The sequence below is a fragment of the Streptomyces sp. NPDC048057 genome (genome assembly GCF_040653095.1).
Lineage (GTDB): Bacteria > Actinomycetota > Actinomycetes > Streptomycetales > Streptomycetaceae > Streptomyces.
The window spans coordinates 1-11,945 of record NZ_JBEZNF010000021.1; the positions used below are offsets into that span (position 1 = coordinate 1).

The 11,945-nt window shown below is 71.2% G+C and carries 10 protein-coding genes; 6 read left to right on the top strand and 4 right to left on the bottom strand.

Features of this window, described 5'->3' with window-relative positions:
* Positions 1–361: 361 nt before the first annotated feature.
* The gene (locus AB0E05_RS24000) at positions 362–1,723 is read left to right on the top strand and encodes a transcriptional regulator (protein ID WP_361966803.1); all 1,362 of its coding nucleotides are present in this window, start codon (positions 362–364) and stop codon (positions 1,721–1,723) included.
* Between the two features lie 77 nt (positions 1,724–1,800).
* Positions 1,801–3,279, top strand: a complete 1,479-nt coding sequence (locus AB0E05_RS24005) for an alpha/beta hydrolase (RefSeq protein ID WP_361966806.1) — start codon at positions 1,801–1,803, stop codon at positions 3,277–3,279.
* A gap of 21 nt (positions 3,280–3,300) precedes the next feature.
* Here AB0E05_RS24005 and vph read toward each other — a convergent pair whose 3' ends face one another.
* From vph to AB0E05_RS24020, 3 genes are all read right to left on the bottom strand, one after another.
* Positions 3,301–4,158: a viomycin phosphotransferase gene (gene vph / locus AB0E05_RS24010; protein WP_361966809.1), complete on the bottom strand. Its 858-nt coding sequence runs from the start codon at positions 4,156–4,158 to the stop codon at positions 3,301–3,303.
* Between the two features lie 59 nt (positions 4,159–4,217).
* On the bottom strand, positions 4,218–4,895 hold the full coding sequence (locus tag AB0E05_RS24015; RefSeq protein ID WP_361966812.1) for a class I SAM-dependent methyltransferase: 678 nt from the start codon (positions 4,893–4,895) through the stop codon (positions 4,218–4,220).
* Between the two features lie 89 nt (positions 4,896–4,984).
* The gene (locus AB0E05_RS24020; protein WP_361967133.1) at positions 4,985–5,473 is read right to left on the bottom strand and encodes a hypothetical protein; all 489 of its coding nucleotides are present in this window, start codon (positions 5,471–5,473) and stop codon (positions 4,985–4,987) included.
* Positions 5,474–5,620: 147 nt separating this feature from the next.
* On the opposite strand from AB0E05_RS24020, the gene AB0E05_RS24025 reads away from it, so the two are divergent.
* Positions 5,621–6,400 carry a helix-turn-helix transcriptional regulator gene (locus AB0E05_RS24025; protein ID WP_361966814.1) on the top strand — a complete coding sequence of 260 codons (780 nt, stop codon included), beginning with the start codon at positions 5,621–5,623 and terminating at the stop codon, positions 6,398–6,400.
* A 325-nt stretch (positions 6,401–6,725) separates the two neighbouring features.
* Positions 6,726–7,499, top strand: coding sequence for a phosphotransferase (locus tag AB0E05_RS24030; RefSeq protein WP_361966817.1), 774 nt, complete (start codon positions 6,726–6,728; stop codon positions 7,497–7,499).
* Between the two features lies 1 nt (position 7,500).
* Here the strand turns inward: AB0E05_RS24030 and AB0E05_RS24035 are convergent, their stop codons facing one another.
* Positions 7,501–8,553 (bottom strand): helix-turn-helix domain-containing protein, encoded by a 1,053-nt coding sequence (locus AB0E05_RS24035; RefSeq protein WP_361966820.1) that lies wholly within the window; start codon positions 8,551–8,553, stop codon positions 7,501–7,503.
* A 195-nt stretch (positions 8,554–8,748) separates the two neighbouring features.
* Between AB0E05_RS24035 and AB0E05_RS24040 the strand changes: the two genes are divergently transcribed.
* The gene (locus tag AB0E05_RS24040; RefSeq protein WP_361966822.1) at positions 8,749–9,333 is read left to right on the top strand and encodes a hypothetical protein; all 585 of its coding nucleotides are present in this window, start codon (positions 8,749–8,751) and stop codon (positions 9,331–9,333) included.
* Between the two features lie 74 nt (positions 9,334–9,407).
* Positions 9,408–11,378 (top strand): flotillin family protein, encoded by a 1,971-nt coding sequence (locus AB0E05_RS24045; RefSeq protein ID WP_361966825.1) that lies wholly within the window; start codon positions 9,408–9,410, stop codon positions 11,376–11,378.
* Positions 11,379–11,945: the final 567 nt, after the last annotated feature.

Genomic DNA, 11,945 nt, shown 5'->3' on the forward strand with positions numbered 1-11,945 from the left:
CCGATCTTCGACCTCGTCGACTACGGCGTCGTGGGCGACCTCCACACCGTCGTCCCCCAACTCACCGACGACATCAACACCCGCAAGAACTGAACGACTCGCACGGCACAAGGGGCTCCACCGTCACGTACGGGTGGGGCCCCTCGGTGTGACGACGCACGGACTCCCGCCCCCTTCCGATACGCCAACCAGCGAAGGGGCGAGTCAGCCGCTCCATCGGTACTGTCGCTGTGCCTCGACAGGGCCGGAAGGAGGTACGCCGTGTCCAGGTGCACCCTGGGCGTTACCAGGTGTTACCACCCCGGGGCCGTTCGGCTGAGACGCGCATCGGACGAGCCCGCAGTCGGGGCACCATGGAGGGGTGAGTAGCGACGCGCACCCGCTTGTCTACCTGCTTCGTCTCAACAGCTGGTCAGCGAATGACTACTTGGCGCGCCTGGACCGCGTGCACCAGCAGCTCGGTTACGGGCCGATCGTGCGGGACCGCAAGAGGATCACGCGGTGGACCCGGCACGGCGTCACGCCCGACCGGCACGCGCAGAAGGCGATGGCGGCTCTGCACGGCATCCCGGCGTACGAGATCGTCTCCCGGCCCTGGCCCGAGTGGTTGAAGGTCGCCTGCATCCGGGACAGGGACCTACTTGACGCGCCGTGGACACCCGAGGCGACTATGGAGTTGGCCGACCGCGTCGCCACCACCGGAGGTTCCATGGACCGCAGGGGATTCCTGGTCGTCACCGGCGTGACACCCGTGCTCGGGGGGAGCGCCATCGCCACGACTGTCGAGGCGAGCGAACAGGGCCGTCGCATCGGCGCCAGTACGTCCGCGGTGTTCGAGCAGTCGTTGGAGGCGCTGCGACGCCAGGACGACCTCCTCGGATCCGGCCAGGTCCATGCGTCCGCCCGGGCCCAACTCCAGTTGATCATCAGGACGCTGAAGAACACCGCGTATACCGAAACCACTGGTCGACGGTTGTACAGCGCCGCGGCCGAGGCGGCACGGATCTGCGGATGGACGGCGCACGACTCCGGGCATCACGGGTTGGCGGAGGAGTACTACCTCGTAGCGCTACGCGCAGCGGCTTCCGCCGGTGACCACGTGACCACTGCCAACACCTTGGCCTTCTGGTCCGGGCTGCGTTCCTCATCCGGCGATCCCCGCAGTGCGTCCGATCTCGTGACGCATGCTCTCCGCCGAACCACCAGAATCGGCTCCCCCAGGATGACGGCAATGCTCTACACCAAGCTTGCTCGCGCTCATTCCCATGCAGGTGAGCAACGCGCCTCAGCTCATGCGCTGAACACTGCATTCGACGCTTATGACAGCGTTCGCGACTGCCGTCCAGAGGAAGATCCAGACTGCGTCTACTGGATGGACTTGGGTGAGCTGTACATGCAAGCCGGCTCCTGTGAACTCAGCCTCGGCCGCCCCCAAGCCTCATTGAGGCACTTCACAGCAGCGGCATCTGACCTGCGGACCGCTGATGCCCACGACGAAGATGCCTTCCCCCGCGACGCCGTCATCTACCTCGCCCGCGAAGCCGAGGCCCGGGTCGCCCTGGGCGATCTCGACGGTGCCGTCGACACCGCCCGACGCGCCGTCGACAGCATGGGCGGCGTCTCCTCGGCACGGGGCACCTCCAGCCTGACCGACCTGCGAGCGAAGCTCGCGGTGCGGCGCGAGGTGCCCCTCGTACGGGACTTCCTGGAGCAGACCGCCTGAAGGGCCCATTGCCCCGGTTACGTTCCCGTCATCAACCCATCGCCCCGCCACCACGTGCGCCCGCCACAGTGGCGCGCATGAAACCGACCACCCGCGCACACTCCGGCCCCCGGGCCGGGCGTCAGGCCCTGCCCGTACTCCTGGCCCTGTCCGCCTCGGCCGCGTTGGCCGCGCCCGCCTCCGCCGCCGCCCAGACGGGCACCGCGGCACCGCCGGCCATCACCTGGGGCGCCTGCGTCAAGCCCGGGCCCGAGTTCCCCGACCCCAGCCCGAACGCGGAGTGCGGGACCCTGAAGGTGCCCGTGGACTGGTCCAAGCCGAACGGGGCGAAGACCGAGGTGCACCTCGTGCGGCACCGGGCCACCGACCCGAAGAAGCGGATCGGGGCGCTGCTCGTCAACCCGGGTGGGCCGGGGGCGTCCGGGGTCGAGAGCGTCATGTACTCGGGGACGGTGTTCGGGACGTACTCCCCGAAGCTGCTCAAGCGCTTCGACCTGATCGGGTTCGACCCGCGCGGCATAGACCGCAGCAACAGGGTGCAGTGCGACGAGACCATCGCCGACAAGATGCCGAAGCGGCCCCGCAACGCCGCCGAGTTCGAGAAGCTGCGCACCCTCAACGCCAAGATGGCCAAGAGCTGCCTCGCCGACGGCGGGCAGCTCGCCGCGCACATGGACGGGGTGAGCGTCGCGCGGGACATGGACGCGATCCGGGCCGCGCTCGGGGAGCGGAAGATCAGCTTCCTGGGGCATTCGTACGGCACGGTGCTCGGGGAGCGGTACGCGCGGCTGTTCCCGGAGCGGCTGCGGGCGCTGGCGCTCGACAGCGCCGTGGACACGGTCCGGCCGACCGCCGAGCGGCTCCTGACGGACGGCGCCGTCACCCTCAACAACGTCGCGAAGAAGCTCGCGGCCTGGTGCGAGACGGACGCGTCGTGCGCGCTGAAGGGTCAGGACGTGACGGCCGTCATCGGCGAGCTGTACGCCCGCGCCGACGCCGGCACCCTCCGCGTGCCCGGGCCCGACGGCCCGACGACGACCAAGGTCAGCTCCGACCGACTCGCCGCCTTCCTCACCCGGATGCTCTCCGACTACGCCCCGGAGGGGGCGGCCCGGGACCTGGCCGCGCTCCAGTCCGGAAAGGGCGAGGTGTACTTCGCCGAGGACTACCACGACCCGGTCAAGCAGCTCGTGCTCTGCCGTGACTTCGACTTCCGCATCCGGGACTACGCCGAGTACCGGGCGATCAGCGAGCGCGTCGCGAAGGCCGCACCGCACGTCCGCTACGACGACCAGGCTCTCGATTTCGCCCTCGGCTGCCAGGGCTGGCCCATGGCCCCCAAGCCCCAGCCCACCCAGGCCAAGGGCGCCCTGCCGCCCGTCCTCGTCGTGAACGCGACCCACGATGCGGCGACCCCGCTGCCGGGCGCCCGGCGCACCGCGGACGCCTTCCCGAAGGCGTCCCTGCTGGCCGTGGACACCGTGGGCCACGTGCTCTACGGCGACTTGGCGACGCGCCCCGCGATCGAGAACTACCTGATCAGCCCGAAGGGCTGAGCCCGTCGCGCCGCGGGCTGGTCAGCGGTAGCCGGCCAGCCCGTCGGCGAGTTCCGCGGCGTCGCCGTCGCGCTCGGCGTACCACGCCTGTTGGAGGGCGAACGTGCCGCGGATGGCCGCGATGCGTGCGGTCGTCGCCCCGTCGTCCCACCCGCCGAGCGCGAGCACCCGGCCCAGCAGGGCGTCCCCGTGACTCGCCCCGACCGCGGCGAGGTCTTCGGCCGGATCGCCCAGGCCGACCTCGTCCCAGTCGATGACCCCGCTCAGGCGCGGCAGCCCGTTCGCCGTCTCCCAGAGCACGTTCTCCCCACCGAGGTCGCCGTGGACCACGGCGGACGTGAGACGGGGCAGGGCGTCGAGCGCGGCGAGTTCACGGGCGGCCCGCTCCTGACCGGCCGCGGACATCAGCGGGAACAGCCGGGTGCGCACGTCGACCGCGAACCGCTGCCACTCCCCCTCGGGCGCGGCCCGCAGCGCCCCGCGCACCTCCCCGTCGGCGCCCGCCGCGGCGAGCCCGCGGAGGAGTTCGACGTACTGCCGCGCCACCGCCTCCGCGACCGCGGGGTCCCGCAGCGCCTCCGCGTCCAAGGGCGCCCCGGGGACCCGGCTCATCACCACGTACGACGCCTCCTCCGCCAGCAGCCGCGGGGTCCGGAAGCCGAGGTCCACCCCGTCGAGCACGCGCAACACCGCGGCCCGCTCGGGCAGCCGCCCCGCCGCGGCCTCCGTCCGCGCGAAGCACACCACCCGCTCCGCGCCGACCACCACACGGTGGAACTGGCCTTCGTGGACGGCGAGTCGATCCGGCGCGTCGTGCGGGAGGAGCCCGCTCAGCAGGGGACGGTGGGGCGCCAGTACATCCGTGTCGTGGGAGTTCATGACCCCCATGGGACCGCACGGGCGCCGCTCCCGGCCACCGGGTTCCGCCCCGGGCGGACCTAGGGTCTGACGCCCCGGACGATCAGGGTGCCGGTGCGCCGACTTCCCGAGGGCGGGGCGAGCACGGACGCCGACACGTCCACGTAGCCGTGTTCCTTGAGGATCACCGCCCACGCGTCGGGTTCGTAGTCCCATCGCTTGACGACAGCGGGGTCCTCTTCGGGCCCGCGCGGGATGTAGGACGCCTGGCAGCCATAGCACCCTTCCACCGGAGGCCGCTGGGAGAAGGCGAACACTCCGCCCGGCTTGAGGCTTGCACGGACGGTCGGCAGCAGTGGACCGGGGTCGGTGAACCAGGCGGCGCCGAACACGCTGTAGATCGCGTCGAAGACCGTGAAGGCGTCTCCGAGGTAGGCCAGGGCATCGGCCTGGTGGAGTTCCATCCCGTCCACGCCCGGCCACCGTTCGCGCGCCTTGTCGAGCTGCCGTGTGGAGAGATCGACGCCCACGGCCTTCATGCCGAGCGCGGCGAGGTGCGCGACGTTCCCCCCCGAGCCGCACCCGAGGTCGAGCGCGCAGTCTCCGACGCCGAGGTCGAGCAACTCGGCCCCCGGACCGTGGTCCGGGTACTGGGTCCAGTTGAACCACGTGGCCTCGCCCTTGGCGTTGGTCGTCCGCCGCTGCGGCTTGCTCTGCGAGTAGGTGTCCCATGCGGTACTGCGAGCGTCAATCACCATCTGTCCGATCTCTTCCACGGCGACAGCCGCCCGGCACGATACCGGGCGGCTGAAGCCTTGGTGGGTCAGTCGCTCGGCCTGTGGCGGGGCTACTTCGCGACGGGACTGTCGGAGCAGCCCGCGTAGCTCTGGGTGCAGTCGGCAGCGCCGTCGATCGGCCAGAACTCCGGGTCCACGTCGAAGCCGGCCGATCGGATCATCTCGGCTGTCCGACGCAAGGCGGCCCGTCCAGCAGCGGGGTCGTGGCCGTTGTTGCGGTCGGGAACGTGATGGATGAACCCGCCGCCGAGCGCCTCGCAGAACGCGGCGTAGTGCTTGGTGTGGAGCACGAGTGCGTGCCAGAAAAGGTCCACCCGAAGGCTGGGCGAGACCCTTTCCGTGGTGTTCGCGGCGACGGCGAGGAAGGCCGCCACCTGGTTGACGCCGCGCTCGGCCTGGTCGTCGGTCATCTCCGGCCAGAAGTCCTCCCGGACCATCGTGATGACGTCGACCCTCAGTGCCGGAGTGATGAGTCCATACACGGTCTTCGTCGTGTCGGTGATCGTCACGGCTGTGCCTTCCTGGTCGATGAGGAACATCGGGGGCACGCATGATGTTCCCTCCATCAGTCGGTCGGAACGACGACACTTCTGACGTCGTCCGAGCGTCACTCAGGGGGTGTCTATGACACCCCACAGGCGTCATTCCGGTGTCATTGCCTGGCTGTTCGGTCTAGCGTTGACGTCATGACGACGAACGCCTTAGTGCCGAATGACGTGCTGCGGGCCGTGCGCATGGGCCTGCGGCTGAGCCAGGACGAGTTCGCCAAGGCGCTCCGCCAGGCCGGTGCGGACCTGGGCGAGCGGAACGAGGCTTCCAAGCGGCTGGTGCAACGCTGGGAGTCCGGGACGAGCAAGACTCCCCGGGGCGTGTACGCCAGGGCCTTGGAACGGGTCACGGGCCGTCCGGTCGAAGAACTGGGGTTCGCCCTCCCGGTGCCGGCGGCGCGTGTCCACGCGGACGGGAAGGGAGGACATGACATGGAGACGGGTGCAACCGGTGTCGCTTCGGCCGCCGTAGGAGCGCAACCCACCGCGCAGACGGGTGCGGAGACGTTTTCGGGAGTGTGGCTCAGCGGATACGAATTCTTCTCTTCGAGCCGGGGCGACTCGTACGAGGGAAAGCACTACGTCGTGATCGTCCAGCACGAGAACAGGCTGACCGTTCAGAGCCTGCCCGGAGCGAGCAGCAATCCTGACAGCCCCCTCACTCTGGACCTGACCGTTGACCGCAACGTGGTCACGGGGACGTGGGTCGAGCAGACTGCCACAGACGGCTACTACAACGGGGCCCGCTACCACGGCGCCGTTCAGCTGTTGGTCGAGCCGACCGGCCGGCGCATGGCTGGGAAGTGGGTCGGCTTCGGCAAGGACTTCGACGTGAACACCGGCCCCTGGGAACTGCGGCTGGTGGACCGGTCCACGAGCAAGGCGACGCTGGAGAGGTACAGCCGGCCGCCGGGTTGAGGCGACGCTCAAGCCACGTGAAGAACCCAAGCATCCCTGCCCCGTCCGGCGGCGGCATGACGGCACAATCGGGCGGGGCTCCGCGCTGTTCGGAGGACCCGACGGGTACCTGGTGGGACCACGTGTGCCGGTGTGACGGCGCCACCGAACGCGGTGCTCGGGTGCGCCGGCGGGCGCGGGAGGCGCACACCTGAACGGCGGGCCGTAACCGAGCAAGAGGCGCACGGGGTGCGTACCACTCGACGGACAATGGGACCGCGAAGGCGCACGGGCTCCGGTGCCGTCCCACGGGCGGCGCCGGGGTCGACACGAGAGGAAAGAGCGCATGCCTGAGGGCGTCGGGTGGGAAGGGCTTCCCGCCGGCTTACGGGAGCAGGTCGAGGAGCGGACCGGGCGGGTGGTGGAGGCGACCGCCGTCGGCGAAGGGCTCGGCGGGTCCCTCGCCGCCGTCGTGCGCACCGAACGGCAGGGGCGGCTCTTCCTCAAGGGCGTACGGGACGACGACGGTGAGCGGGCCGCGGCGCTTGCGTACGAGCAGGTCGTCAACCGGGCCGTGGCCGGGGTGGGGCCGAGCGTGCGGCACGTGGTGCGGGGTTCGGGGTGGCTGGTGCTCGCGTTCATCCACGTCGACGGGCGGCACGCCGACTTCCGGCCGGGGACCGGCGACCTGGCCGCGGTGCACTCCGTGGTCAAGCGCATGGCGCGGTTGAAGGCGCCGCGCGGGGTCGTCGTACCGGCGCTCGTCGAGCGGTACGCGGGGCGCCTCGGGCCGCGGGACGCCCGACTGCTGGCCGGAGAGACGCTGCTGCACACCGACGTACGGCCGCGGAACGTGCTCATCGGGCACGCCGGCGGGCACGCGTACGTCGTCGACTGGGCGCGGGCCGCGACCGGGCCCGCCTGGGTCGATCCGGCGCAGACCGCGGTGGCGCTGATGACGGCGGGGCAGCCCGTCGACGACGCGCTCGGCTGGCTCGCCACGGTCCCGGCGTGGCAGCGGGCGGACCCGGCGGCCGTACGGGCCTTCGTCGACGCCGCAGGCGACGTCGGGGGCGACGGGGGCGGGGGCGACCGCCACCGGCATTTGTTGGACGGGTAGTTCACAGCTCCTGTTCCGGCCAGTCCAAGAGCCGCGCGCCGATGACCGCCGTCTGGAGCGTGTAGCGGTGCACGGGGTCGCTCGGGTCCGCGCCGGTCAGCTTGCGGATGCGGTCCAGGCGGTACGTCATGGCCCGCACGCTCAGCGAGAGCCGGCGCGCGGCCTCCGCCGAGACGCAGCCGGTGTCGAAGTACGCGGTGAGCGTGTCGAGCAGCGGGCGGGCGCCGCCGCGGGCCGACTTCAGCGGGCCGAGCACCGAGCGGACCAGGTCGGCCATCGCCTGGCGGTCGCGGGTGAGCACGGGATAGACCAGCAGGTCCGCGGCGTGCAGCACGGGGGCGTCGAGGTCCATGCGGGCGGCCAGGTCCAGGGCGTTCAGGGCCTCCTCGTACGAGTGGACGACGCCGCCGGCGCCGGGGTGGGCGCGGCCGATGGCGACCTGGCCGCCGTCCATCGCCGCGTACGCCTGCTTGGCGAAGAACCGCAGCACGTCGCCCCGGTCGCCGGGAGCGATGCAGATCACCCGGCCGTCCTTGGTGGTGAGCAGGATGTGGCGGTCTCCGAAGCGGGTCAGCAGGGACGTCTCGATGCCGCGGGTCACGGGGTAGCCGTCGTCGTACGGCTCGGCGCCCTGCGCCACGGCGACCGCGTGCGCCTGGGAGAGCAGCAGGCCGAAGCGTTCGGCGCGCTCGGCGACGCGGCCGAGGTCGCTGCGGCCGTACAGCAGGTCGTCGATGAACTCCCGACGGGCCGCCTCCTCCTGGCGCACGGCCAGGCGCTGGGCCCGTTCGTGGCCCTCGGCGAACGCGTCGACGGCCTCTTCGACGGTGGCGAGGAGGTCGCCGGCGGCGGCCCGGGGCAGTTCGGGGACGACGGAACGGGCGAGCGCGAGTTGGGCGCGGACCGCGGCGCGCAGGCCGAGGCCGGCTTCCGCGGCGCGTTCGCCGCGGGCCCGCAGCAGGGCGCGTTCGTCCCGGCTGAGGCGGCGCCCGGTCGCGCAGGCGTCCGTCAGGATCCCGGCGTATCCGTCGAGGTGGTCTTCCGGCAGTTGCATGATCGTTTCCCCCGCTCTGTGCACATCCGGCATTAAGAAAGCGTAAAGACTGCCGGCGAGCGGCAGTGTGGGTGGGGGGCTCACCGGGGCAAGATGGACCTCGTTGGCCGGGTACGGGAAGCGGCCGAGAGCCGACGCGGAGACCGCGGAGGGCCGGTCGGGAAACCGACGGGCGGGGGAAGAAGGGGGACCATCATGAATGCGTTCATGGCAGCCGCCATCGGGTTCCCCACGCTCTTCCTGACCGCCGCCCTCGTCGTCGTCATCGGCTTCTGGCTGCTGGTCCTCCTCGGCGCCGTCGACCACGAGGGCTTCGACGTCGACGTCGACGCGCACGCCCTCCACCTCGGCGGGGTGCCGATCGCCGTCTCGGGCTCCCTGCTGATCGCCGTCGCCTGGTTCCTGAGCCTGGCCAGCGGCGTGCTGCTCCTCGACGCCGACGAGGGCGGCGCGGACGCCGTGCTGCCGCTCGGCTTCGCCGCCCTCGGCTGGTCCCTGGTCGGCGCGTGGGCGCTGGTGCGGCTGCTCGTACGACCGCTGGCGAAGCTCTTCCCCGACGAACCCGGGCCGTCCCGGCAGGACTTCATCGGGCTGACCTGCACCATCCGTACGGGACGAGTGGACGGGCGCTTCGGCCAGGCGGAGGTCACCGCGCGGGACGGCTCCACGGCGCTCGTCCAGGTCCGACAGACCGATGCGTACGCGCTCGTGAGCGGCAGCACCGGGCTGCTGTACGCGTACGACGAAGCCGGCGAGTTCTTCTGGGTCGCGCCCTACTAGGGCTCCCACCAGGGTCTTCCTGCGGGCAGCCGCCGCCCCGCCTCCTTCTGAATTCACACGTGAGGTACCCCACCATGGACGCCATCACCCTGGGCGTCGGCGTGTTGATCGCCGTCGTCCTCGTCATCGCCGTCGTCGTCGTGCTCGTCGTCAGCCGGCTCTTCCGCAAGGTCGAGCAGGGCAAGGCGCTCATCGTCTCCAAGATGCGGACCGTCAACGTCACCTTCACCGGGCAGGTCGTGCTGCCCGTGCTGCACAAGGCCGAGGTCATGGACATCTCGGTGAAGACCATCGACATCTCCCGCACCGGCCGGGACGGACTGATCTGCCGGGACAACATCCGCGCCGACATCCGCATCTCGTTCTTCGTCCGCGTCAACAAGACCGTCGAGGACGTCGTGAAGGTCGCCCAGGCCATCGGCACCGCCCGGGCCAGCGACCAGGGCACCCTCCAGGACCTCTTCAACGCGAAGTTCTCCGAGGCGCTGAAGACCGTCGGCAAGCAGCTCGACTTCACGGACCTGTACACCAAGCGGGACGAGTTCCGGGACCGGATCATCCAGGTCATCGGCACCGACCTGAACGGCTACAGCCTGGAGGACGCGGCGATCGACTACCTGGAGCAGACGCCGCTCGCCCAGCTCGACAAGGACAACATCCTCGACGCACAGGGCATCCGCAAGATCACGGAGCTGACGGCCGTGGAGCACGTGCGCACCAACGAGTTCCAGCGGCACGAGGAGAAGGAGATCACCCGCCAGAACGTGGACGCGCGGGAGGCCATCCTGGAGCTGGAGCGCCGCCAGGCCGACGCCGAGATCAAGCAGCGCCGCGAGATCGAGACCGTACGGGCCCGGGAGGAGGCCGAGACGGCGCGGGTGGTCGAGGAGGAGCGGCTGCGGGCGCAGGGCGCGTTCATCAAGACCGAGGAAGTACTGGGCGTCCAGCGGGAGAACCAGGCCCGCGAGGTCGCCGTCGCCGCGAAGAACCGCGAGCGGGTGATCGCGATCGAGAGCGAGCGGATCGAGAAGGACCGGCTCCTCGAAGTCATCGCCCGGGACCGGGAGACCGAACTGACCCGGATCTCCGCGGACAAGGAGGTCGAGGCCGAGCGCCGCGAGATCGCCGAGGTGATCCGGGAGCGCGTCGCGGTCGACCGCACGGTGGCCGAGCAGGAGGAGTCCATCAAGCGGCTGCGCGCCGTCGAGGAGGCCGAGCGGCATCGGCAGGCCGTGGTCATCGCGGCGGAGGCAGAAGCGCAGGAGCGGCTGGTCAAGGACATCAAGGCGGCGGAGGCGGCGGAGCAGGCCGCGGTGCACCGGGCGGCGGAGGAGATGACGCTCGCCGAGGCCCGCACCAAGGCCGCGGACCTCGACGCCCGCGCCAAGATCCGCCTCGCGGAGGGCGTGCGCGCCGAAGCCGCGGCGGCCGGGCTCGCGGCGGTGTCCGTCCGCGAGAAGGAGGCCGACGCGATCGAGAAGGCCGGCCGCGCGGAGGCCACGGCGCTGGCCGAGCGCCTCAAGGCGGAGGCGACCGGCATCACCGAGAAGGCCGCGGCGATGGCGGCACTGGACGAGGCGTCCCGGGCGCACGAGGAGTACCGCCTGCGGCTGGAGGCGGAGAAGGACGTCCGCCTCGCGGGCCTCGAAGTCCAGCGGGAGATCGCGCAGGCACAGGCGCAGGTGCTCGCGACGGGCCTGGAGAACGCGGACATCGACATCGTCGGCGGTGAGTCCGTCTTCTTCGACCGGCTGGTCGGAGCGGTGTCGCTGGGCAAGGGCGTGGACGCGTTCGTCGAAGGCTCCACGACGGCACGGACCCTGGCCGAACCGTGGCTCGACGGCTCGCGCTCCTTCGCGGAGGACGCGACGTCCGTCCTTAGCTCGGTCTCCACGTCCGACGTCCAGAACCTGACGGTGTCCGCGCTCCTGACGAAGCTGATGCGGTCGGGTGGGGCGGCGGGGGCCGGCGTGGAGGCGCAGCTCGGCGAACTGCTGAACGCTGCGCGCGGCAACGGCAACGGCAACGGCAACGGTTCGGGGTGACCCGTTCCTCGACTCCGCCGCTGCCGCGCGGGGGGCGGCAGCGGCGGGCTTCGACGGGGCGCGCTCGATGCGCGCCCCACCGGGGCGTCTGCGGTTGCTGCGTGTGCCCGGCGCCCCTGGACGTACCCGCCGTTCCTCTGCGAGAGCGTTGGTCTCTGCGGGTGTGTTGTGGCTGTTCGCGCAGTTCCGCCCCCTACGCCCAGAGGGCGTGGGGGGACCCCCAGCGCCCCCAAACCCCGCCGTTCCCCTGCGGGAGCGCTGGTCACTGCGGCCCGGTGGTGGGTTGCTCGCGCAGTTCCCCGCGCCCCTGATTGCCCACGCCCTGCGGGCGTAGGGAAACCATGTGCGACTCGCAGATGACCGACGGGGGAGCGAGTCAGGGGCGCCGGGGGTCCCCCACTCCCTCTGGGCGTAGGTGGGGGTTCCCCCATACCCGCAAGGCACAGGGGGAGGAACTGCGCGAGCAATCCACCACCGGGCCGCAGAGGCCAACGCTCCCGCGGGGAGACGCCGCCCGGGGCACACAGCACACACACCACACCGCACCGGCGTGCGAGACAGGAGGGG

Excerpts from the sequence above, each read along its gene's own strand:
- vph (WP_361966809.1), bottom strand. The coding sequence starts at position 4,158 with ATGAACTCCCACGACACGGATGTACTGGCGCCCCACCGTCCCCTGCTG.
- AB0E05_RS24025 (WP_361966814.1), top strand. The coding sequence starts at position 5,621 with ATGACGACGAACGCCTTAGTGCCGAATGACGTGCTGCGGGCCGTGCGC.
- AB0E05_RS24045 (WP_361966825.1), top strand. The coding sequence starts at position 9,408 with ATGGACGCCATCACCCTGGGCGTCGGCGTGTTGATCGCCGTCGTCCTC.
- AB0E05_RS24020 (WP_361967133.1), bottom strand. The coding sequence starts at position 5,473 with ATGTTCCTCATCGACCAGGAAGGCACAGCCGTGACGATCACCGACACG.
- AB0E05_RS24005 (WP_361966806.1), top strand. The coding sequence starts at position 1,801 with ATGAAACCGACCACCCGCGCACACTCCGGCCCCCGGGCCGGGCGTCAG.
- AB0E05_RS24015 (WP_361966812.1), bottom strand. The coding sequence starts at position 4,895 with ATGGTGATTGACGCTCGCAGTACCGCATGGGACACCTACTCGCAGAGC.
- AB0E05_RS24035 (WP_361966820.1), bottom strand. The coding sequence starts at position 8,553 with ATGCAACTGCCGGAAGACCACCTCGACGGATACGCCGGGATCCTGACG.
- AB0E05_RS24030 (WP_361966817.1), top strand. The coding sequence starts at position 6,726 with ATGCCTGAGGGCGTCGGGTGGGAAGGGCTTCCCGCCGGCTTACGGGAG.
- AB0E05_RS24040 (WP_361966822.1), top strand. The coding sequence starts at position 8,749 with ATGAATGCGTTCATGGCAGCCGCCATCGGGTTCCCCACGCTCTTCCTG.